Below are 22,212 nucleotides of genomic sequence, written 5' to 3' on the forward strand. Positions count from 1 at the left end.
TGCCCTGCAGAAAGGTTACTCAATGCCGAAGAAACAACCGGAAAGCAAAGCGGCGACTGCTGCTGAAATTGAGCGCTCCATCCAGGCCCTGAACAAAATGGCAGAACGCCTTTGGGGTGATGGCCGGGAAGCTGAGGCGAAAGCCCTCCTGGATGCCTTGGATGCACTAAACCGGGCGCTTGATCGGATCAGGATTGGAGAGAGTCGAAGGATTTCGACTCTCCATTAAGGTGTATGAGTCAATCGGCGGTTGAGGTGAAGGCTGGGCGAATAACCCAAGTGAAAAATTTTTGGATGCTTTCCCCGTCCTCATAGCGCTATCAAAGTCATCTATCGAAGCCTTTTTAAACCCGAATGCCAACTATTTCAGCAGAGCTGGCCATTTTCCAGGTACCTACTCTCGCTCCTTACGGTTTGGATATTCATTACTTCACCGTCACATGGGATGAGCAATCGCTTAGCAACTTCCGCGTGCTCTGCCGCCATTGCTAGCGGGCCTTGCCCTTGGCTATGCAATTTGAGTTGACGAACGTGGCAGTGTGCTGCAATGACTGACGTATATCCGGTTTGGCTATTCCATGCCTGTTGGCAAATTGCTCGACCGCCGCTGTATCAAAACGAGTGGTCTGGATAAAGTCCAAGGCTTCGGGTTTTGTATTCAAAAACCGCGCGACGGGAGGAATAATCAGTAGCAACTTCAGCAATCGGAGTGAAATGTAATGCTTGGGAGACTTTAAGCCCAAAGGTTGTGCCACCTGTGCCAGGAGTTCTCGCAAGTTGGGAGTTTGGTCATCAAGCGCCAGCAGTTCCTGGCCCACCATGGCAGGATCAAAAGCACAAACCGCCACCAGCTCAACCAGATAATCCACGGTGACCAGTGGCAGCCAGTGCTCGGCGGTACCGGGCACTGCAGTCAGCTTTCCCTGCACAAGGTTGCGTATCAGCTCCACCAGCGGCTGACCGTCAAGGGTATGCCCCGTGCGGCTGTGGCCACAAACTGTCGCGGGGTGGACAACGGTAATCTCCCCGCCCTTGGCGGACATGACCTCCAGGGTCGCAAAATGCGCCTCCAGCTTGCTCCCCTCGTAACCACCGACATGCCGGTAGACGGCAGGCCAATTCGTCAGCTCCGGATAACGAGGATCAATTCCGATGCGTTGCAGATGTTCATGATTTTTCAGCATGTAGCCGCCGATCATCACTAACCGGCTTTTTTGCTCAGCCGCCAACAGCGCCACGCGCTTTGCCCCTTCCACATTCACCGCACGAGAATGCTCCACTGAAAGCCCCCAAGCGAAGTGGGCGCCCAGGTGGAATACGACTCTGGCGTGCCTTAGCACTTCTCGGTCAGCAAGACTCAGCCCGAGGTTGTCCCGTTCCAGATCGCCAGCTACGGCAAATACCCGGGTTGCGTTCCCTCCCAAATTGTCGACTTGCTCGCGCAGTGCAGCTAGTCGCTCCGGGCGACGCATCAACACCCGAATGGTGTGACCTTTTGCACTCAGGTACGCCACCAAATGTTGACCGACGAAGCCGGTACCCCCCGTGACAAAGCACTCCACGCTCATTTCCCTGTTCCTTGTTTAAGGTGAGAAATCAAGCGTAAACTATCGACCCAACTCTACAGTCAAGCGGTGTTTTCATGAAAATCGGCGAACTCGAAGCCCGCAGTGGCGCCAGCCGCCATACGCTGCGTTACTACGAGCAAATCGGTCTGATCTCATCGCTGCGGCAAACTAACAACTATCGCGTTTACACAGCGCAAACTCTGCAGGATCTGGACTTTATCCAGCGCGCGCAAAGCATGGGGTTTTCCCTGGGAGAAATAGGCGAGATTCTGGATGCGCAGCGGAACAAGCTGATCGATTGTGCTGACGGCGCTAAGCTCATTGAAAAGAAGATGGCAGAAATCAAACAGAAAATCGCCAACCTCCAAAGCATTTATCGGTATCTGGATGAAGAGCGTGCAAACCTCGAAGCCAGTGCTGCCAAGCAACTTGAGCTTCAGCAGCTGAACAACTCTTCCAACTGAACTGTCAGCATCTAGAAGACGGAAGCTGCAGCCTGCTTCCAGTTTCAAGCCCCCCTTACGCATTTTCTAAAACCTTCTGGCCAGGCCCTGGACAGTAAGCGTCCGCCCAACAGACCTTGCGAGGTTAAATGGGCGCCCATCCATGCGGCAGCAACTCGGTAATCTCACTCCCCCGCTGCATCGGCAGTCGCGTGAGCACGCCCTTTGAATACGCATACGGATCATGGCCGTTAAGCCGTGCCGACGGGTTCAAACTCATAATCGCAGCCGCACGTTTGCCGCTGCGTAACAAGCCCGCGAATAGGCTCTTCAAACACATATTCTCAAATGAAGTGGCTTTGACTTTGCAGCCTGGTACGTGCACATTCTGGCGCTACGTGAGGATGGATGCCTCGGTGAGGCTTAAGGAGAATGCCGTGTTTCCGATCAATATCTGGCTTGCCTATACTGCCGCGTGCTTGCTATTGGTGCTCGCACCAGGCCCGGACAATCTGCTGGCCGTAGGCCGAGGACTCAGCCAGGGCAAGATCGCCGCTATCGTGTCGGGGATGGCATCCGGCGCGGGAATTCTCTTTCATGTGGCAACCGCTTCGCTAGGACTGACTTTGCTGATGCAGACGTCCGCCGTTGCCTTCTGGGTCGTCAAGCTTATCGGCGCCGGTTATTTGCTTTGGCTTGGCATAAAAGTCCTACGCTCTCGTAGCCTGATTAGCTTCCAGCCGGCGACTCGGCAATCACTGCCGAGCATTTTCCTCACGGGATTACTCTCCGCAGCACTCAATCCGAAGCCTGGGTTTTTCGTCCTTGCGTTCATCCCGCAGTTCGTCGACCCACAACGCGGCTCAGTGAGCGTGCAGATGCTGGTGTACGGCATATGGTTCGCTGTACTTACGGCAGTGGGATTCGCACTTATGGGCGTATTTGCCACTGTACTGTCCCGATTTTTGCGTCAGAGACCACGGCTGGTAAATGGCCTGAACGTAGGGGCAGGACTCACCTTCGTCGCTTCGGGAGTATCGATAGCGGCGCTCAGCCAAAAATAGGATCAATGTCTTGGCGCTGCGGGGCTGGAATTCCAGCCTCGCTGGGTTTCTGTGATTATGAGGCTGACGACTTTAAGGCTGATCTTTCAGGGCTGAGTGAGTTTTCAACTCTTCGTCAATAACTCCACATCCTCACCATTTTTGCCTAAGCTAACCTTGAGATTCATGGGATGCGTCAGCTACAGGAGGTGGTGCGATGCTCGAGTCGTCCGATCCGTCCGAATATCGAATCTTATCCCTAGATGGAGGCGGGACTTGGGCACTTATCCAAGTCATGGCCCTTCAGAGTATTTATGGCCCTGACGCGAAAGGGCACGACGTGCTTTCGCACTTCCATTTGGTAGCAGCAAACTCTGGGGGCTCTCTAACCCTCGCAGGAATGCTGGAAAACCTGAGTCTCGACCAAATCCTGAATCAGTATTTTCTCGCAAAAAATAGCCGGGAGCAGATTTTCGTCAAAGCATCATTTTTTGAGGATCCGCTCAACGTTACGCTCCACAAGCTTTTCGGCTTCGGAGCAAGATATCGGGCCTCTGCAAAACTAACTGGCTTGCAACACCTCCTTCCGAGGACTGGAGGAGAGAAGCTGGAAGATCTCTCGAACCTGTTTGAGAGCCCGAGCAAGTGCCCGGACATCGTTATCTGTGCATTCGACTACCAAGCACAACGAGCGCGCTATTTCCGATCCAACCTAAACAGCAAAGCTGCCAGCGGGAGTCGCCCCCTTCGCGTCACGCTTGCAGAAGCAATTCATGCGTCTGCCAATGCACCTGTAAATTACTTCGATGCACCAGCCATAGCTAATGGAAGACAGTACTGGGATGGAGGTGTTGCCGGCCTTAACAATCCAATTCTTGCTGCTGTTACAGAATCGCTTGCGAATGACAATAAGAGAGAAGATATACGCGCGCTGAGTATTGGAACAGCAACTCCAGGTTTTCTCCCTTTTGCTAGCCCTGGACAGGACTCCAGACTGACTCAACCAATCACGAAACCAAGTGTTAAAAATGACCTTCGAAAACTTGCTTCTAGTGTCGTCGATGACCCACCCGATGCGGCCACATTTATCGCGCACGTCGCCTTAAGCCAACCAATTCCGAAAAATAGAGATAGTCCACCAGTCACTGGTAACTTGATTCGAATGAATCCTCTAATCAGACCTGCGTCTGGAAAACATCCTAATACTTGGGTGCCGCCGAATTTATTCACCGCTGACGACTTCAAGGCTCTCGCAGATCTAGAATTGGATGCAGTAGAAGAATCAGAAGTGAACCTAATCCAGCGTTTAGCAATGGGCTGGATCGCAGGTGATTTCCCGAACCAGCCTATACGAATGGACCCCAGCACGCTTAGCTGTGAGATTGGGCATATTACATTCGCCGCCGCGCATACAGCATGGAGAAAGCTTTGCCCTGGCCCCCCTTAGTGCTTTTTCAAAATCACCACAGTCGAATGTATGCCCGACGCTCGTGGCGCCGCGTTACGCTAGTAAAGCACTCATGCAAGGACTCTTCTTAAGAGCGACGGAATGAAAAAACTCAAAAACCCACTCACTTTGCTGGTTTTGATTATTGTCGCAGCATCGTTCAGCGCCCCATTTGGGACTCCGCAGCTGGCAGCATTCGCGAAAGACTTTCTACCTGCCGTAGCAACACTAATAGCTGCCTATGTGGGGGCATGGTATGGAGCGTCTTTGGTGCAAGATGCCGCCCAGGAGAAAGAGAGAAAAAGGCAGATAGGTGCAGGTGCCCGCGCCATGTTCACATTGTGGCGTCAAGTTAATGTCGTGGCTCAGATACAGATGGATTTCGTCGACCACCACCGCGACGAACCCTTAGCTGCAATTTCACTGCCCCCGATAGACTACCCACTAGATGAGACCCCGAGGATAGATGTAGATAGCCTTGCCTTCTTTCTTGACCTAGGCGACGCGAGGATATTGGAAGTGCTGGTGATTGCTGAACAGAACTTTCTTCATGCAGTAGAAGTGGTGCGAACCCGTTCCGCCCTGCACCTCATGGAAGTTCAGCCAATCTTGGAGAAAATCATTCCTAAAGGTGGGCTGGTCTCGCATGCAATACTAGAACAAGCACTGGGACCACGGCTGTTCTCACAGTTGATTGACCAGACGAAACGACTGATCTTTAGGGTTGATAAAACTGTCATTGATCTGGATGAGGCCGCACAGGGGTTGTACACCGCCTTGAAAAAAGCATTCCCAGATGCAAAATTCCCCCAGCCATCAAAGCCAGCGGACGAGTGACCTAGATTCACGGTGCCAAATGTCGCGCTAAATTCAGTGATCGATTAGGAACGGAGCGGTGCCAAACATCATGTAAGACGGTGCCAAATTCGACGCTTCCTTACACAGAGCCAATCGTTTTGTAGGGGTAAAAAACCACCAAAATAAAAAAGAGTCGCGAGATAAAATCTCGTAACCCTTTGAATTATATGGTCGGGACGGAGTGATTCGAACACTCGCCCCCTAGCACCCCATCTCCTTTTTCATACTTCTTGAAAGCTTCCAAAATTTTACTCTGGGTTTTTCCAAGCCAGTATTTGCTTGAGCTCCAGCGGTGTTCTGCTCTACGAGAGTCCAGTAACGTCCATCAAGAGCCGACGTTTTTGTGGGGGGAAAAGTAGGGAAAACCCATCTCATGGCCAAAGTCACCATCACAGAACTCGAGTCGTTGACCGCCAACGATGCCGGCCTGTTCCTCAGGGAGGATGGCAATTTGGCCGGTCGAATCTCGGTCCGTAAATACAGATGACGTGACTAATGGTGGAGGAAATTACTACCCGTCCCGCTGTGTGAAAGTCATAAGCCCAAATACCGTGTCAAACCTGCTCAGGTAAAACCCTTGCTGGGAATGCTTCCACTTTTAGCTTCTCCATCACCAGTCCTATAAAGGCTGATACCGCCAACGGCAAATGTTGCCGACTGGGATAAAGCACATGCAGGCCGTATCCAGTGCGATGGTAATGCGGTAGCACAGGCACAAGGCGGCCAGCCCGAAGATCGAAATCAACTATCGTGGGCGGCAGCAACGCAATACCCAAGCCAGCCACCGTGGCCTTACGCAATGCCTGAGCCGTGTTTCCATTGAAACGGCTGGTAATCTGCACGTCTTCCTCAACACCGTTTGGCCCATTAAGACGCCACGTGGTGACGCCGCTAGGATGACCGAAACTCACACAGTCGTGATTGACCAGATCCTCTAGCGTAACGGGCACACCTCGGTTATTGAGGTACTTGGGGCTGGCGACCAAGCCTTCATTGCCTGCTCCAATGAGTTGGCGACCGACGTATCCCGAATCCTGCAAAGTGCCTCCTCGAAACGCGATGTCGATCCGATCAGCGATCAAATCGGCGCGCGCATCACTTAGCACGAAGTCAAGCTGAACCCGTGGATGCAAGGCTAGAAAATCGGCCACCCATTCCATCGGGAAGAAGTCGAAGAAATCAGCCATCGCCGCAATGCGCACGATGCCACTCGGCTCCTGGTTTCCCGTCATTAATTGCTGTCCGGCATCGATCAGGCCTGCTACCGCGCCAGAGCAGCGGTCATGAAAAGCCTGACCTGAATGAGTAAGTGTGAGCTTGCGCGTGGAGCGCTGCAGCAGCCGTGTGCCGAGCTGCGCCTCGAGTTGTTGAACCCGCCTGCTTAAGGTGTTGGGCGGCATTCCAAGCTGCCGCGCCGCTTCGGCAAAGCTGCCGTTGCGTACCACTTGTACAAACAAGGCGACGTCATTCAGGTCAATCACTTTATCGCCACCACTTCGTTAAATGGATTGGTTCAATCCAATTATGCCATCTAATAAAGCAATCCGAAGACGCATATCCTTCAGGCATTGCTGCATTTGACCTCCCAGGCAGCCAAAGCGCTGCTCGATGACATTGTCTGGTGGGCCCAGGCGCTCAAAACCCCGAGAGAAAACATATGACCGCCACCGTCGCTGTTCTGCAACGCGCCATTGTCCATCGCACTAAAGGCAGCACCCATGGCCCTATAACGCGGCTTATGAGCCCGGGCGATCTGGGCGAGCTTTTGAAGCCTTTCATTTTCCTTGATATTTTCAGTTTGAACGCCAGTCGCGGTAAGTCCAATTTCGGCATGCACCCGCACTCAGGGATCGCGACGGTTACCTTCATGACCAAAGGCGACGTCGCCTATGAAGACACCACTGGCGCGACAGGTGTGTTGCTTGCCGGTGGTGTTGAGTGGATGCGCGCCGGCAATGGGGTTTGGCACGACGCTACGCTAGCCAACGAGTCCTCAATGCAGGGATTCCAGCTCTGGGTGGCACTACCACCGTCGTTGGAAAACGCCCCCGCGCTGAGTGTCTATCTTGCGCCCTCCCAAGTTCCGCAATCAGGCCCGGCGCGCGTGCTCCTGGGCCGCTACGGTAATGCGCAGAGCCTGATTGAAGCGCCGAGTGACATGAACTATCTCGCCGTGAATTTGAAAGACGGCGAGCGCTGGCGGTATACCCCGCCGTCCGGACACACCGTGGCCTGGCTCGCGGTTAATGCAGGACGGCTGGACACAGGGAGCCTGATTAATGCCGGCGAACTCGCCGTATTCGAGGAGTCCGAGCAATACATCGATTTCGTGGCTCAAGGCGAATGCTCATTCGTACTGGGCTCAGCAGTGAAGCATCCGCACGAACTGGTGACGGGCTACTACTCGGTACACACGAGCAGGGCAGCTCTGGCACAGGGCGAAACTGAGATACAGCGCATCGGCGAACGCCTGCGGCAGGAGGGACGACTGAGCTAGCCCCTGGGGCGCGCCTTCAGTCGATACGACTCCCCGCTAAACATCCCACCAATCCCGAATTATTAATCCTCACCTACTGAGATACATCATGACCACGAGCAATCTCGACCTGCTTTTGTCCCCTGCACAAATCGGCTCCCTCCCTCTGAAAAACCACATGGTCATGGCGCCTTTGACGCGAAGCCGCGCCGGTGAAGGTGATGCTCCGACGCCCACCGTGGTTGAGTATTACCGGCAACGTGCCGGTGCCGGACTCATCATCACCGAGGGTTCTCAGGTCTCGGCACAAGGCAAAGGCTATATGAGAACGCCGGGCATCTTCACCTCCGAACAAATCGCCGGCTGGAGACAAGTGACCGACGCTGTTCATGCAGGAGGTGGACGGATATTCCTGCAACTCTGGCATGTCGGACGGCTCTCACATCCATTGGTGCAGATCAACAGCGCCCTGCCAGTAGCACCTTCAGCGATCAAGGCTGATGGCGAGATCTATACGCCTGAGGGACTGAAGTCTTACGAATTGCCACGAGCTCTGGATCTCGATGAGGTTCCTGGCGTGATCGCTGATTTTCGCCAAGGTGCTGAAAACGCAAAACGTGCTGGATTCGACGGCGTTGAAATCCATGGTGCAAACGGTTATTTGATCGACCAGTTCCTACGCGATGGCACCAATACCCGAACCGATACCTACGGCGGATCTGTAGAGAATCGCGCTCGATTTCTCAAGGAGGTAGTCGAGTCCGTCATCGAGGTCTTCGGGGCCAGCCGCGTAGGCGTTCGCCTGTCGCCAATCTTCAATTATTTCTCCATGAGCGACAGCGATCCCCAAGCAACTTTCAACTACGCGGCGAAGATGCTCAGTCGCTATGGGTTGGCCTACCTTCACGTGGTTGAACTCGGTGCAGGGCCATTTGATTTCAGAGAACTAAAGCGTCGTTTCGGTGGCACCTACATCGCCAATGGTGGCTATGACGCAGAGCGAGCCGGAACGGCGCTCAGCTTAGGCGATGCTGATCTGGTGTCGTTTGGCACCGCGTTCCTGGCCAACCCGGATTTGGTAGAGCGATTCAAACACAATAGAGCCCTGAACGAAGCCGACCCGACGACGTTCTACCAAGGTGAGGATCGCGGTTACACGGACTATCCGACCATGGCGCAATCCCGATAGGCACTATGAGCAAATTACTGGATTAGACGTCAGTCAGCGTAATGTCTCACGGCGATCGCGAGCCATTCGCTGGCGCTTACTGGGCTGCTTAGTAAAAGCTCCAACTAATCAGTCCTGAACTCGCCGTCCGCTATCCCAGCGCCTCCAACTCGTCCAGCATATCAGGCGCGATTACCAATTCACTCGCGGTGAGATTCTCTCGAAAGTGTGCCACCGAGGAAGTACCAGGAATCAACAAGATATTAGGAGCACGTTGCAGCAGCCACGCCAGCGCCAGGCACAGAGGTGAAGCTCCCATGCGCGTCGCTACGTTCAAGAGTACTTGCGACTGCAACGGCGTGAAACCACCTAGAGGAAAGAACGGCACATAAGCAATGCCCTGCTGACCCAACTCAGAAATAAGTGTCTCGTCTTCACGGTGAGACAGATTGTAGTGATTCTGCACGCAGACGATGTCAGCGATCCCCTGCGCTTGCTTGACCTGCGATGGCGTGACGTTGCTTACGCCCAAGTGGCGAATGAGCCCCTGGCGTTGTAATTCTACAAGTGTGGTAAATGATTCCTCGATGGACCCCTCGACGGGCGATTGCTGGTTGCCCATTGCCCTAAGGTTCACCACATCCAGTACGTCCACACCAAGATTGCGCAGGTTGTCATGCACGGCCTGGGTCAATTCAGCGGGGCTCTGCGCTGGATTCCAGGAGCCATCAGAACCACGGAGTGCGCCGACCTTTGTCACGATGACCAGGTTTTCAGCGTAAGGGTGTAAAGCTTCACGGATCAGTTGGTTGGTCACGTGAGGGCCGTAAAAATCTGCGGTATCAATGTGGTTTACACCCGACGCCAGCGCTTCACGCAGCACGGCAATGGCCGCTTTCGGATCCTTGGGAGGGCCAAAAACGTTAGGTCCCGCCAATTGCATCGCACCGTAGCCCATACGATTTACCGCCCGATCGCCCAATAAGAACGAACCTGCCTTGGCCACTTTGCTCATTTTGTCTACCTCAATCAGAGTATGTGTGACGCACTATAGGCATTGACCACTTCATTGGTAATAGGGTGCAATCGGCACAGGTTGTACGGCTGAGAGAACAATGCAAACCAACATTCAAGACTTGCTGGCCTTTGTAGCAGTGGTCAACGCAGGAGGTTTCCGCGAAGGAGCCAAGTCCTGCGGTAAATCCGCTTCAAGCCTCAGTGATGCGGTGCGACGCCTGGAAGCCAGGCTAGGTGTGAGGCTGCTCAATCGCACCACCCGAAGCGTGGCTCCGACTGAAGCTGGCGCAATGCTGATGGAACGCATCGTGCCCGCATTGGGCGAAGTCGAGTCGGCGCTTGATGTGGTGAACAACTTCCGCGACCGCCCCTCAGGCACCCTCAAGCTGAATGTTCCTGCCAGCGCCGCAAGACTTGTGCTGCCGTCGATCATTACCCCCTTCCTGCAAACCTATCCCGACATCAGTCTGGAAGTGACGATCGAGGAGAGCTTCGTCGACATGCTTGCGGCAGGTTGTGACGCGGGTATTCGTTACGATGAACGCCTTGAGCAGGACATGATTGCAGTCCCCATCGGCCCACGACTTCAACGCTTCGCGACGGCCGCATCACCGGCTTATCTCGATGCCAGAGGTCGACCAGAGCACCCACGAGATCTGTTGAAACACGCATGCCTGCGGGGCAGATTTCCCAGTGGCGCGATGCCGCTCTGGGAGTACGAACGTCATGGCGAAACCGTGAGCGTGGACCCGACTGGGCCGTTGATTGTCAGGGTGGGAGGCGCCGTGGACCTGACTGTTCAGGCTGCGATTGATGGGCTGGGTATCGTCTACCTGTTTGAGGACTGGCTTCAGCCCTATCTGGAAAGTGGGGCACTTGAACCGGTGCTGGAACCATGGTGGCAGAGCTTTACCGGGCCGTTTCTCTATTACCCAGGTAGACGCTATCTGCCCTCGCCTCTGAGGGCATTTATAGACTTTATCAATGCCCAGCGAACGTAGTTCATCAATAACCATTCGACGAATGTTAAACGCGGAAATGCCTTGAGTCTGAGGTATCACCGGCTCAATGAACGCCGAAACCGCCATAGGCAATGCCACCGACTTAAATAAAGCAGGTGCAGGCCTCTATTGGTGCACTGATAGTGCGACAGAACACCAACCAGCTCCTAGATATCCGCTGAGATTCCAGCCAGAGCCAGTGGTTCTGTGGGGGTAAAAACGACCAAGCATAAAAAAGGCCGCGAGATAAAATCTCGCGACCCCTTTGAATAATATGGTCGGGACGGAGTGATTCGAACACTCGACCCCTAGCACCCCATGCTAGTGCGCTACCGGACTGCGCTACGCCCCGACTAGGCGTTGACTCTGTCCCTCATCTCGAGGAACGATCAAGAATATATCGCAAGCTTTTGAAAACTGGAAGTATTTAAAAGCAGGAATTTATTTCTTGAGGACCACCAGAACATCTTCCAGCTCGGCGATCATCTGGCGGATCATTTGTTTGTATTGGGTGGTGTCGTCTTTGGCTTCATCGCCGGACAAACGCAAGCGTGCACCGCCGATGGTGAACCCCTGATCGTAAAGAAGCGCGCGGATCTGCCGGATCATCAGCACGTCCTGGCGCTGATAATACCGGCGGTTTCCGCGGCGTTTGACGGGGTTGAGTTGAGGAAACTCCTGCTCCCAGTAGCGCAGCACGTGTGGTTTTACCGCACACAGCTCGCTGACTTCACCAATGGTGAAGTAGCGTTTGCCCGGGATGACGGGTAGTTCGTCGTTATGACTTGGTTCCAGCATAAGCCTCAACTCGGGCCTTCAACTTCTGCCCTGGACGAAAGGTGACCACACGGCGAGCCGTGATCGGGATTTCTTCTCCCGTTTTCGGATTGCGGCCAGGCCGCTGGCGTTTGTCCCGAAGGTCGAAATTGCCGAAACCGGACAATTTGACTTGTTCGTTGTCTTCGAGCGCGTGCCTGATTTCTTCGAAAAACAGTTCGACCAATTCCTTGGCCTCCCGCTTGTTCAGGCCCAGCTCTTCGTACAGACGTTCCGCCATCTCAGCTTTCGTCAAAGCCCCCATACGTCACTTCCTTAACGTGGCGTTCAACCTTTGTTCGAGCGAGGTGAGGATGTTTTGCGTTGCGGTATTCACCTCATCGTCATTAAGAGTGCGCGATGGATGCTGCCAGGTCAAGCCGACCGCAAGGCTTTTTCTATCAGGATCAATGCCTTTACCCTGATACACGTCAAATAGCCTGAGGTCCGTGAGCCATTCGCCTGCATTTTCACGGATTACATCCAGCACAGCAGTGGCCGGCACGTCCGTGGCCGCAATCAATGCCAAGTCACGACGCACTTCAGGAAAGCGCGACAACTCGCTGAATTTTGGCATTTTGCCCGAAGCCACTTCGGCCAGAACCAGCTCGAAAACGAAGACCGGACGGTCGAGACCGAGGGTTTTCGACAATTCAGGGTGGATGGCACCAACGTAGCCGACCAGGCGACCATCACGCTCGACGCGCGCGGTTTGACCCGGGTGCAACGCAGGGTGTTTACCCGGCACGAACGTGAATGCGTCCAGTGCACCGGCAAAGCCCAGCACCGCTTCCACATCGGCTTTGACGTCGAAGAAATCCACGACATCGCGACCTTGCGCCCAGCCTTCCGGCAGACGGCTACCGCACACGACACCAGCCAGCATCGGCTCTTGCTTCAGGCCTTCCAGTTGACCGACAAAACGCAGGCCGCTTTCGAACAGGCGGACACGATCCTGCTGGCGGTTCAGGTTGTGCTGAAGCGCCTTGACCAGGCCCGGCCACAGGGACGAACGCATGGCAGCCATGTCATTGGAAATCGGGTTGGCAAGCAACAGCGGCTCGACACCTGGATTAAACAACTCGAACTGTTTCGGATCGATGAAGCTGTAGGTGATCGCTTCCTGATAACCACGGGCCACCAGCAGACGACGCAGCTCAGGCAGATCGCTGCGCGCTTCAGCCTTGGCTTGTGGTGCCAGACGGGCTTGCGGGTAGCGAACCGGCAGACGGTTGTAGCCGTACAGACGGGCCAGCTCTTCGATCAGGTCAACTTCCAGGCTGATATCGAAACGGAAGCTTGGCACTTCAACGCGCCACTGCCCTGCCCCATCGGCAGTAATGGTCAGGCCCAAAGCGCTGAGCAGACGCTCGACTTCGGCCGAATCCATTTCCATGCCCAGCATCTGGGTGATGCGTTGGGCACGCAGGGTGATCGGTGCGATCGACGGCAGATGCTGCTCGCTGACGGTTTCGACGATCGGGCCGGCTTCGCCACCGGTGATTTCCAGCAGCAGGCCAGTGGCGCGCTCCATGGCTTCACGGGCCAGCTTCCAGTCCACGCCGCGCTCGTAGCGGTGCGAAGCGTCGGTGTGCAGGCCGTAGGAACGAGCCTTGCCAGCGACGGCAATCTGGTCGAAGAACGCGCTTTCCAGGAAAATATCGCGGGTGGTCGCGGTGTTGACGCCGCTGTGCTCGCCCCCCATGACGCCGGCGATAGCCAAGGCACGGGTGTGGTCGGCGATCACCAGCGTATCGCTACGCAGGCTGACTTCCTGACCGTCGAGCAGCACCAGCTTCTCGCCATCTTCAGCCATGCGCACGCGGATGCCGCCATTGATTTCGGCGAGATCGAATGCGTGCAGCGGCTGGCCCAGTTCCAGCATCACGTAGTTGGTGATGTCGACGGCGGCGTCGATGCTGCGCACGTCGGCGCGACGCAGGCGCTCGACCATCCACAGTGGCGTAGGCTTGGACAGGTCAACGTTACGGATCACGCGACCCAGGTAACGCGGGCAAGCGTTCGGCGCCAGTACTTCGATCGAACGCACCTCGTCGTGCACGGCAGGAACGCTGGCAATGGCCGGGCGCACCACCGGGGCAGCATAAAGCGCACCGACTTCGCGGGCCAGACCGGCCAGAGACAGGCAGTCACCGCGGTTCGGGGTCAGGTCGACCTCGATGCTGGCGTCTTCCAGGTTCAGGTATTCACGAATGTCCTGACCGACCGGCGCATCGGCCGGCAATTCCATCAGGCCGTCGTTGCCTTCGCCAATTTGCAGCTCAGCCTGGGAGCACAGCATGCCGTTGGATTCAACGCCACGCAGCTTGGCTTTCTTGATTTTGAAATCGCCTGGCAGTTCGGCACCGATCATGGCGAACGGGATCTTCAGGCCCGGGCGCACGTTTGGCGCACCGCACACAACCTGGAAGGTCTCCGCGCCACTGCTGACCTGGCAAACGCGCAGCTTGTCGGCGTCCGGGTGTTGCTCGGTGCTCAGCACCTCGCCCACTACCACACCACTGAATTCACCGGCGGCCGGCGTAACGCTATCGACCTCAAGACCGGCCATCGACAGACGAGCAACCAGCTCGTCGCGATTTACCTGCGGGCTTACCCAGCCACGCAGCCATTGTTCACTGAATTTCATCCTGCTCTCCTAAGAATTCGTTACGACTAGCGAAATTGCGCGAGGAACCGCAAGTCGTTGTCGAAGAACAGACGCAAGTCGTTCACGCCGTAACGCAGCATGGCCAGACGCTCAACGCCCATGCCGAAGGCAAAGCCCGAAAACTCTTCCGGGTCGATCCCGGACATACGCAGCACGTTCGGGTGAACCATGCCGCAGCCCATGACTTCCAGCCAGCCAGTCTGTTTGCAGACACGGCAGCCTTTACCGCTGCACATCACGCATTCCATGTCGACTTCGGCGGATGGCTCGGTGAACGGGAAGTACGAAGGACGGAAACGCACGGCCAGTTCTTTTTCGAAGAACACGCGCAGGAACTCTTCGATGGTCCCTTTCAGGTCGGCGAAGTTGATATCGCGGTCGACCAGCAGGCCTTCGACCTGGTGGAACATCGGCGAGTGGGTGATATCGGAGTCGCTACGGTACACACGGCCTGGGCAGACGATGCGGATCGGCGGCTGTTTCGATTCCATGGTGCGGACCTGTACCGGCGAGGTATGGGTGCGCAGCAACATGTTGGCATTGAAATAGAAGGTGTCATGCATCGACCGGGCCGGGTGATGGCCTGGGATGTTGAGCGCTTCGAAGTTGTGGTAATCGTCTTCGACCTCAGGGCCTTCGGCGATGCCGTAGCCAATGTGGGTGAAGAACTGCTCGATACGTTCCAGAGTCCGGGTAACCGGATGCAGACCGCCTGAGGTCTGGCCGCGGCCAGGCAGGGTCACGTCAATGGATTCGGCGGCGAGCTTGGCCGCAAGATCGGCCTCCTCGAACAACGCCTTGCGCGCATTGAGAACCTCTGTGACACGCTCCTTGGCAACGTTGATCAGCGCGCCGACTTGCGGACGCTCTTCTGCCGGCAAATTCCCCAGGGTCTTCATCACCTGAGTCAATTCACCCTTTTTGCCAAGGTAGTGAACCCGGATTTGCTCCAGGGCATTGATATCTTCAGCGCTTTGCACAGCCTCTAGTGCTTGAGAGACGAGCGCATCCAGGTTTTCCATGTACAGACTCCAGATACAAAATAGGGGAAGAGCTTGAAGGCTCTTCCCCTATTTATGACGTTTAACACCTGGCCCCACAGAGGTGAGGCCGGGTGACTGTCGGGGGTACTTAAGCCAAGGTGGCTTTAGCTTTCTCGACAATCGCAGCAAACGCCGCTTTTTCGTTCACTGCCAGATCAGCCAGAACCTTACGGTCGATCTCGATGGACGCTTTTTTCAGGCCGGCGATGAAACGGCTGTAGGACAGACCGTTGATACGTGCACCAGCGTTGATACGAGCGATCCACAGAGCGCGGAACTGACGTTTTTTCTGACGACGGTCACGGTAGGCGTATTGGCCTGCCTTGATTACCGCTTGCTTGGCAACACGGAATACGCGCGAGCGAGCGCCGTAGTAGCCTTTAGCAAGTTTCAGAATTTTTTTGTGACGTTTACGGGCAATGACGCCACGCTTTACACGAGCCATGAGTTACTTCCTCTATTCTTGACTAAAATTAACGAAGGCGCAGCATGCGCTCGACTTTTGCCACGTCAGACGGATGCAGCAAGCTGCTACCGCGCAGTTGACGCTTACGCTTGGTCGACATTTTAGTCAGGATGTGGCTCTTGAAAGCGTGCTTGTGCTTGATACCGTTAGCAGTTTTCAAAAACCGCTTAGCAGCACCACTTTTCGTTTTCATTTTTGGCATGTTCGGATACTCCGCATTCAGTTGATAAACATAATCAGAAGGCCTGCCGTGCCCTGTTGATTACTTCTTCTTTTTCGGGGCGATGACCATGATCAGCTGGCGTCCTTCCATCTTAGGATGCTGTTCGACCGAACCGTACTCGAGCAAGTCACCTTCAACTCGCTTGAGGAGTTCCATCCCCAGCTCCTGGTGGGCCATCTCACGGCCGCGGAATCGCAAGGATACCTTGGCCCTGTCCCCGTCACTCAGGAAACGTACCAGGTTGCGCAGTTTTACCTGGTAATCCCCTTCCTCCGTCCCTGGACGAAACTTGATTTCTTTAACCTGAATCTGCTTCTGGTTTTTCTTGGCCGCGGCAATCTGCTTCTTCTTTTCGAAGATCGATTTGCCGTAGTCCATCAGTTTGCAAACAGGGGGTACTGCATCGGCGGAAATTTCCACCAAATCCAGTTTGGCCTCTTCAGCCTTAAGAAGCGCGTCTTCAATTGACACAATCCCAAGCTGTTCACCTTCAGCCCCAATTAACCGAACCTCGCGTGCCGAGATATTCTCGTTGATCGGGGCTTTCGGTGCAGCTCGTTTATCTTGTCTCATTTCACGCTTAATAATAATTACTCCGAATCTGGGCGACCACGCCGGGAAACCGCTTGCGCGAGAAACTCAGCGAACTGGGCGACGGGCATCGAGCCCAGGTCAGCACCTTCACGAGTACGCACAGCGACAGTCTGCATCTCGACTTCCCGATCTCCGATAACCAAGAGATAGGGAACCTTGAGCAAAGTATGCTCGCGGATTTTAAAGCCGATCTTTTCATTTCTCAAGTCAGACTTGGCACGAAATCCGCTTTCGTTGAGAGTTTTTTCAACCTCGGCGGCAAAATCGGCTTGTTTATCAGTGATATTCATAATCACTGCCTGGGTCGGCGCCAGCCACGCAGGGAATGCACCCTCGTAGTGCTCGATCAGAATTCCGACGAAGCGCTCGAAGGAACCCAGGATCGCCCGGTGCAACATCACCGGGTGCTTGCGACTGTTGTCTTCAGAGACGTATTCGGCTCCCAGACGGACAGGCAGGTTAAAATCGAGCTGAAGGGTACCACACTGCCAGACGCGACCGAGGCAATCTTTCAGCGAGAACTCGATCTTCGGACCGTAGAACGCACCCTCGCCCGGCTGCAGATCGTACGGCAGGCCCGCACTATCAAGGGCTGCGGCCAATGCCGCTTCGGCGCGATCCCACAACTCGTCAGAACCGACGCGTTTTTCCGGACGAGTGGACAGTTTCATTTCGACTTCTTTAAAGCCGAAGTCGGCATAGACGTCCATTGTCAGCTTGATGAACGCGGCGGATTCGGCCTGCATCTGCTCTTCAGTACAGAAGATGTGAGCATCGTCCTGAGTGAAGGCGCGAACGCGCATGATGCCGTGCAGCGCACCCGACGGCTCGTTACGGTGGCAGGCACCGAACTCGGCCAGACGCATCGGCAGCTCGCGGTAGCTTTTCAGGCCCTGATTGAACACCTGCACGTGGCACGGGCAGTTCATCGGCTTGATGGCGTAGTCGCGGTTTTCCGATTGCGTGGTGAACATGTTGTCGGCGTAGTTGGCCCAGTGCCCGGATTTCTCCCACAGGCTGCGGTCAACGACTTGTGGAGTCTTGATCTCCAGGTAACCGTTGTCGCGCTGAACCTTGCGCATGTACTGCTCGAGCACCTGGTACAGAGTCCAACCGTTCGGGTGCCAGAACACCATGCCCGGCGACTCTTCCTGGGTGTGGAACAGGCCCAGACGCTTGCCGATCTTGCGGTGATCGCGTTTTTCAGCTTCTTCGATGCGCTGGATGTAAGCCGCCAGCTGCTTCTTGTCTGCCCATGCGGTGCCGTAAACGCGCTGCAATTGCTCGTTCTTGGCATCGCCACGCCAGTAGGCGCCGGACAGTTTGGTCAGCTTGAAGGATTTCAGGAAGCGCGTGTTCGGCACGTGCGGACCACGGCACATGTCGACGTATTCTTCGTGATAGTACAGGCCCATGGCCTGCTCGTTCGGCATGTCTTCGACCAGGCGCAGTTTGTAGTCTTCGCCACGAGCCTTGAACACTTCGATCACTTCGGCGCGCGGAGTGACTTTCTTGATCACGTCGTAATCTTTTTCGATCAGCTGCTGCATGCGCTGTTCGATGGCGGCCAGGTCGTCAGGCGTGAAAGGACGCTCGAAGGCGATATCGTAATAGAAGCCTTCTTCGATGACCGGACCGATGACCATCTTGGCCGTCGGGTACAGCTGCTTGACCGCGTGGCCAACCAGGTGGGCGCAAGAGTGGCGAATGATCTCCAGCCCCTCTTCATCCTTTGGCGTAATGATTTGCAGCGAAGAATCGCTGTCGATGATGTCGCTGGCGTCGACCAGCTTGCCATTGACCTTGCCGGCTACGGTGGCCTTGGCCAGGCCTGCACCGATGGATGCGGCGACCTCGGCTACGGAAACCGGGTGATCGAATGAACGTTGACTGCCGTCGGGAAGAGTAATAGTTGGCATGGCGCCTCCTCTCCTAGTGGTGACCCCTACCAAAGGTCACGTGGGTTGGGATGAGCCAGTACAAGATCCGATCCAGGCCATTCAATGACGAACGCCTGCCTTACAGCGGCAGGAGCCTTGCGGCCAACCGGAAAACCGAACCAGAGTGACTGGGATTCAAATCAGGGTTATTCGCGCATTTGCCGCTGCCGGGACGGAAGGTCATCCGGAGCCTGCAAACACCCGAGCCAGGCATGCTAGCACAGATGAACGGTCATCGATGCACCGAGGTTTTCTCCGGGGGCAAATCAGGCTTTTTTGTGCCAGAGTGCTGAACTTGAACCCCGTGTCACCCATCAGATAAAAGACATTGACCCGAAAGGAGCATCTCAGCATGCGTCTGAATCGTTTATTCGCAGTAGTCGCACCCGTCGTCCTGTTGCTGCCGCTGGCGGCCCACGCCGACTGGCCAAAGGGTGAGCGCGAGAAGTACATGGCTCAGTGCACACAGGCGGCTTCCCCTCAGATTGGCGCTGCTGCGGCAAAATCCCACTGCGCTTGTGGCGCCGACGCGATCAAATCCTACCCCGCCAGCGATATTCAGTCGCTGATGGACAACAAGGCCACCCCGGAACTGCAACAGAAGGCACTGGGCGAGATCGCCAAATGCAAGGCCAATGCACCGGCGAAAAAGTGAGGAAAAAGTCCTTTTGACTCGGCCCAACGCTGATAAAAAGTAACGGTTTTCAGCTTTTTCGTACGATTTATGCAGGTTTTGCAGCTTTTTTTATTGTCTTTACTTTTGGCTGAAAGCCTTTTAAAACGGGGCTTTCAGCCGTATGAAGCGGCAAAGAAAACACGACTGTAGGGCAAACAGCACGTCCGGGGGGCTCCCAAAGCGAACATTTCGACTATGATACTCCGGTGTGCCCAGTTGGCCTGAGCAGCACAGTACTACTGAAAATATATGTTTCTTGGAGATACACCATGTCTAATCGCCAAACCGGCACCGTTAAATGGTTCAACGATGAAAAAGGCTTCGGCTTCATCACTCCTCAAGGTGGCGGTGACGACCTGTTCGTACACTTCAAAGCTATCGAAAGCGACGGTTTCAAAAGCCTGAAAGAAGGCCAAACCGTTTCCTTCGTGGCTGAGAAAGGCCAAAAGGGTATGCAAGCTGCACAAGTTCGCCCAGAGTAATTTTCTGGCGCACTAAAAAAACCCCGTCCATGTGACGGGGTTTTTTATGGGTGAAACAAAACCTGAAGCAATCAGCCGCAATTGACGCGGGTGACCACCAGATTGCTGTCGGTGTTCAGGTTCAGGCGATCGGAGCGGTACTCCAGAGTCACCATGTCGTCAGGCTTGAGGAACCGGGCATTCTGCGCGCCTGCGCGGGTACGTGCCTGCTCCAGCAATTGGGGCGAAGCCTTTTTGCCAATGGTGAATTCGGCAGACTTTGCTTCACAACGGCTGTGGCCGGTATCGGTCGCCACAGGGTCCTTTGCCGACTCGGTGGACGTACTGCTGCAACCGGCCAGCAGAGTGGCGGCCAACAACGTACCCAATGACGCGAGCTTCCAAGGCATGAAGCCTCCTTTTTTTCAAAAATTAAGCAGAGATCGTGCGACCGCCATTTTGGTGTTTGGTTTCAAGGCGGGCGCTATCACCCTGCCCTCGATCTGGACGAGTGGCGAGTTTGCCTGAGCAGCAGCCTGACGTTCATCCCGCAATCGTCACTGAATATGAACAGCGTTCAATAGACGTCGATGTAGTCGTACGGCGGATTCGGCCAGTTGTCTTTCAGCGCGTTGAAGATCTGCATGACCCACACCTCATCGCTGGCTGCGACCCGTCCGACATAACCTGAGCCCTTGGCCCATGTTTCCAGGCGAAACCGCAGCCCGTCGATATCAGTACCGCCCACGACACCCGACGAAATGTAGGCGATGCCGCCCTTGGTGACCCGCAACTGGGTGTGCTCATCGTCGCTGGCAGAGGCCAGTAGCTGACGCACTGCTTCGAGGGTCAAGCCGTCAGGAGTGTTCAAATCGATCTGCACAGCACAATCCTTGAAAATTCGTCAAAGACCAAGTGTCGCATAGCCCTCCCCTGATGCCTAAGTCGGAGTGCCAAACGTCCTGCAAAATGGTTAACTCGACACTCAGACTTTCCCGACTTCACGAGCCCCATCATGACCACCGTAAGCATCGACGCCAATATCACAATCAAGTGGCCACAGGGTCACAGCTCTTACAGCCCGGGCACTCCGGAAGAGCTGGCAATCATTGGTATCGATTTGCTGGTCAAGGAACTGGGGACGCAGGCCGCCCAGACCTTCATCACCCAGGTTCTCGAAAGGTACCCTGCCGACTACATGGGCGTAACGGATACCGAGTAGCGGAAAAACCCGCAGGCTGGCACCTGCGGGTCTTTGGATTACTTCAAGCGAGCCAGGCGCTGGGCCAGCAGGTCGAAGAAGCCCTGGGCGTCGCCATTTTCAACCCAGAAGGCATTCTTCGGCGCCTTCAGGCCGTCATACCAGTCGACAATGGTCTGACCGAAGGTCGGCCCTTCGCGACTGTCGACCACCACATTTACCGAGCGACCGGTAAACAGTTCCGGTTTGAGCAGGTAAGCGATGACCGTGGCGTCATGCACCGGGCCACCCGGAATGCCGTAGTGCTCCATGTCACCTTTGACGTATTCGTTGAGAATATCGCCCACCAGCTTGCTGGCATTGTTGTTCAGTGCAGCGATCTGCTTCAGGCGCGCGTCACTGGTGAGGATTTTGTGGGTCACGTCCAGCGGGAGATACGTCAGCTTGACGCCACTTTTGAGCACCACTTCCGCCGCCTGTGGGTCGGCGAACAGGTTGAACTCGGCCACCGGGGTGATGTTGCCGCCGTTGAAGTGCGCACCGCCCATGATCACCACTTCCTTGATGCCCTGAACGATTTCAGGTTCCTGGATCAGCGCCAGGGCCAGGTTGGTCTGTGGGCCGAGCATGGCGATGGTGATGCTATGGGGCTTGGCGGTTTTCAGGGTATCGATCAGGTAGTTGACCGCATTGCCTTTGGCCAGGCCTTTCTTCGGCTCGTGCACGGTGACGCCCGACAGACCTTCCTTGCCGTGGATGTTCTCGGCATAGATCGGCGTGCGCATCAGCGGTTTCGGTGCACCCGCGTAAACAGGCACTTCTTCGCGGCCCGCCCATTCGCGGGCCAGACGCGCATTACGCGAAGTCTTGTCCAGACGCACGTTGCCAGCGACGGTGGTCAGCGCACGAATGTTCAGCTCTTCCGGCGAGGCCAGGGCAAACAGCAAGGCGACCACGTCGTCGGCACCCGGATCGGTGTCGATGATCAAGTCGATCTTTTCCGCCGCGTAGGCGCTTGTTGCGGTAATCAGGGACAAGAGCAGCAGACTCCGAAGCAGGTGATGCAGTTTCTGGGCATAGCGATGCATAGCGCACTCCTT

Annotated in this window: 25 protein-coding genes, 1 tRNA gene and 1 pseudogene; 11 read left to right on the forward strand and 16 right to left on the reverse strand. The window is 55.4% G+C overall.

The window, feature by feature from the left end; translation table 11 throughout:
* The first annotated feature begins 22 nt into the window (after positions 1-22).
* Positions 23-229, forward strand: a complete 207-nt coding sequence (locus tag AF70_RS21105; RefSeq protein ID WP_028939807.1) for a hypothetical protein — start codon at positions 23-25, stop codon at positions 227-229.
* Between the two features lie 259 nt (positions 230-488).
* Here AF70_RS21105 and AF70_RS21110 read toward each other — a convergent pair whose 3' ends face one another.
* Entirely contained in the window at positions 489-1,568 is a 1,080-nt protein-coding gene (locus AF70_RS21110; RefSeq protein WP_028939808.1) for an SDR family oxidoreductase, read from the reverse strand.
* Between the two features lie 74 nt (positions 1,569-1,642).
* Between AF70_RS21110 and AF70_RS21115 the strand changes: the two genes are divergently transcribed.
* Positions 1,643-2,032 carry a MerR family transcriptional regulator gene (locus tag AF70_RS21115; protein WP_019582817.1) on the forward strand — a complete coding sequence of 130 codons (390 nt, stop codon included), beginning with the start codon at positions 1,643-1,645 and terminating at the stop codon, positions 2,030-2,032.
* 124 nt (positions 2,033-2,156) lie between these two features.
* On the opposite strand, the pseudogene AF70_RS21120 reads toward AF70_RS21115, so the two are convergent.
* Positions 2,157-2,336 (reverse strand): annotated as a pseudogene (locus AF70_RS21120) (transposase domain-containing protein); the annotation flags it as partial.
* A gap of 112 nt (positions 2,337-2,448) precedes the next feature.
* Here AF70_RS21120 and AF70_RS21125 point away from each other — a divergent pair.
* The 3 genes from AF70_RS21125 (at position 2,449) to AF70_RS21135 (ending at position 5,338) form a co-directional block, all read left to right on the forward strand.
* A complete protein-coding gene (locus tag AF70_RS21125; RefSeq protein WP_028939809.1) occupies positions 2,449-3,075 on the forward strand; it encodes a LysE family translocator in 627 nt (208 codons plus the stop codon).
* A 196-nt stretch (positions 3,076-3,271) separates the two neighbouring features.
* The gene (locus AF70_RS21130; RefSeq protein ID WP_028939810.1) at positions 3,272-4,501 is read left to right on the forward strand and encodes a patatin-like phospholipase family protein; all 1,230 of its coding nucleotides are present in this window, start codon (positions 3,272-3,274) and stop codon (positions 4,499-4,501) included.
* A 102-nt stretch (positions 4,502-4,603) separates the two neighbouring features.
* Positions 4,604-5,338 (forward strand): hypothetical protein, encoded by a 735-nt coding sequence (locus AF70_RS21135; RefSeq protein WP_028939811.1) that lies wholly within the window; start codon positions 4,604-4,606, stop codon positions 5,336-5,338.
* Between the two features lie 575 nt (positions 5,339-5,913).
* Here AF70_RS21135 and AF70_RS21140 read toward each other — a convergent pair.
* Entirely contained in the window at positions 5,914-6,840 is a 927-nt protein-coding gene (locus AF70_RS21140; protein ID WP_028939812.1) for a LysR family transcriptional regulator, read from the reverse strand.
* Positions 6,841-7,016: 176 nt separating this feature from the next.
* Here AF70_RS21140 and AF70_RS21145 point away from each other — a divergent pair, with 176 nt between their 5' ends.
* Positions 7,017-7,856, forward strand: coding sequence for a pirin family protein (locus AF70_RS21145; protein ID WP_028939813.1), 840 nt, complete (start codon positions 7,017-7,019; stop codon positions 7,854-7,856).
* An 88-nt stretch (positions 7,857-7,944) separates the two neighbouring features.
* Complete coding sequence (locus tag AF70_RS21150; RefSeq protein ID WP_028939814.1) at positions 7,945-9,024, forward strand: alkene reductase; 1,080 nt, start codon at positions 7,945-7,947, stop codon at positions 9,022-9,024.
* Between the two features lie 130 nt (positions 9,025-9,154).
* Here the strand turns inward: AF70_RS21150 and AF70_RS21155 are convergent, their stop codons facing one another.
* Complete coding sequence (locus tag AF70_RS21155) at positions 9,155-10,018, reverse strand: aldo/keto reductase family oxidoreductase (RefSeq protein WP_028939815.1); 864 nt, start codon at positions 10,016-10,018, stop codon at positions 9,155-9,157.
* A gap of 100 nt (positions 10,019-10,118) precedes the next feature.
* Between AF70_RS21155 and AF70_RS21160 the strand changes: the two genes are divergently transcribed.
* Positions 10,119-11,021, forward strand: a complete 903-nt coding sequence (locus AF70_RS21160; RefSeq protein ID WP_028939816.1) for a LysR family transcriptional regulator — start codon at positions 10,119-10,121, stop codon at positions 11,019-11,021.
* A 275-nt stretch (positions 11,022-11,296) separates the two neighbouring features.
* On the opposite strand, the gene AF70_RS21165 is transcribed toward AF70_RS21160, so the two are convergent.
* From AF70_RS21165 to thrS, 9 genes are all read right to left on the reverse strand, one after another.
* Positions 11,297-11,373: transfer RNA gene (locus AF70_RS21165), tRNA-Pro, on the reverse strand.
* Between the two features lie 89 nt (positions 11,374-11,462).
* Positions 11,463-11,819: a MerR family transcriptional regulator gene (locus AF70_RS21170; protein WP_003179985.1), complete on the reverse strand. Its 357-nt coding sequence runs from the start codon at positions 11,817-11,819 to the stop codon at positions 11,463-11,465.
* Positions 11,800-12,102 (reverse strand): integration host factor subunit alpha, encoded by a 303-nt coding sequence (gene ihfA, locus AF70_RS21175; RefSeq protein WP_002553164.1) that lies wholly within the window; start codon positions 12,100-12,102, stop codon positions 11,800-11,802. The genes AF70_RS21170 and ihfA overlap by 20 nt, the downstream gene beginning before the upstream one ends.
* A 3-nt stretch (positions 12,103-12,105) precedes the next feature.
* Positions 12,106-14,487: a phenylalanine--tRNA ligase subunit beta gene (gene pheT / locus AF70_RS21180; protein WP_028939817.1), complete on the reverse strand. Its 2,382-nt coding sequence runs from the start codon at positions 14,485-14,487 to the stop codon at positions 12,106-12,108.
* 26 nt (positions 14,488-14,513) lie between these two features.
* On the reverse strand, positions 14,514-15,530 hold the full coding sequence (gene pheS, locus AF70_RS21185; RefSeq protein WP_007940232.1) for a phenylalanine--tRNA ligase subunit alpha: 1,017 nt from the start codon (positions 15,528-15,530) through the stop codon (positions 14,514-14,516).
* A 109-nt stretch (positions 15,531-15,639) separates the two neighbouring features.
* Complete coding sequence (gene rplT / locus AF70_RS21190) at positions 15,640-15,996, reverse strand: 50S ribosomal protein L20 (protein ID WP_007905879.1); 357 nt, start codon at positions 15,994-15,996, stop codon at positions 15,640-15,642.
* Between the two features lie 28 nt (positions 15,997-16,024).
* Positions 16,025-16,219, reverse strand: a complete 195-nt coding sequence (gene rpmI, locus AF70_RS21195) for a 50S ribosomal protein L35 (RefSeq protein WP_002553160.1) — start codon at positions 16,217-16,219, stop codon at positions 16,025-16,027.
* Between the two features lie 60 nt (positions 16,220-16,279).
* Positions 16,280-16,831, reverse strand: coding sequence for a translation initiation factor IF-3 (infC, locus tag AF70_RS21200; protein WP_172435341.1), 552 nt, complete (start codon positions 16,829-16,831; stop codon positions 16,280-16,282).
* Complete coding sequence (gene thrS / locus AF70_RS21205) at positions 16,831-18,753, reverse strand: threonine--tRNA ligase (RefSeq protein ID WP_007940231.1); 1,923 nt, start codon at positions 18,751-18,753, stop codon at positions 16,831-16,833. Before thrS ends, infC begins: the two co-directional genes overlap by 1 nt.
* 373 nt (positions 18,754-19,126) lie before the next feature.
* On the opposite strand from thrS, the gene AF70_RS21210 reads away from it, so the two are divergent.
* Positions 19,127-19,429 (forward strand): hypothetical protein, encoded by a 303-nt coding sequence (locus AF70_RS21210; protein WP_018930277.1) that lies wholly within the window; start codon positions 19,127-19,129, stop codon positions 19,427-19,429.
* A 290-nt stretch (positions 19,430-19,719) separates the two neighbouring features.
* Positions 19,720-19,932, forward strand: coding sequence for a cold-shock protein (locus tag AF70_RS21215; RefSeq protein WP_003179963.1), 213 nt, complete (start codon positions 19,720-19,722; stop codon positions 19,930-19,932).
* 71 nt (positions 19,933-20,003) lie between these two features.
* On the opposite strand, the gene AF70_RS21220 is transcribed toward AF70_RS21215, so the two are convergent.
* Both AF70_RS21220 and AF70_RS21225 read right to left on the reverse strand, forming a co-directional pair.
* Positions 20,004-20,321 (reverse strand): I78 family peptidase inhibitor, encoded by a 318-nt coding sequence (locus tag AF70_RS21220; protein ID WP_019582830.1) that lies wholly within the window; start codon positions 20,319-20,321, stop codon positions 20,004-20,006.
* A 167-nt stretch (positions 20,322-20,488) separates the two neighbouring features.
* The gene (locus tag AF70_RS21225) at positions 20,489-20,794 is read right to left on the reverse strand and encodes a hypothetical protein (protein WP_018930280.1); all 306 of its coding nucleotides are present in this window, start codon (positions 20,792-20,794) and stop codon (positions 20,489-20,491) included.
* Between the two features lie 132 nt (positions 20,795-20,926).
* Between AF70_RS21225 and AF70_RS21230 the strand changes: the two genes are divergently transcribed.
* Entirely contained in the window at positions 20,927-21,133 is a 207-nt protein-coding gene (locus AF70_RS21230) for a hypothetical protein (RefSeq protein WP_019582831.1), read from the forward strand.
* Positions 21,134-21,171: 38 nt separating this feature from the next.
* Here AF70_RS21230 and AF70_RS21235 read toward each other — a convergent pair whose 3' ends face one another.
* Positions 21,172-22,200, reverse strand: coding sequence for a nucleoside hydrolase (locus tag AF70_RS21235; RefSeq protein ID WP_028939818.1), 1,029 nt, complete (start codon positions 22,198-22,200; stop codon positions 21,172-21,174).
* Positions 22,201-22,212: the final 12 nt, after the last annotated feature.

Source organism: Pseudomonas sp. KD5, from assembly GCF_012932895.1.
GTDB lineage: Bacteria > Pseudomonadota > Gammaproteobacteria > Pseudomonadales > Pseudomonadaceae > Aquipseudomonas.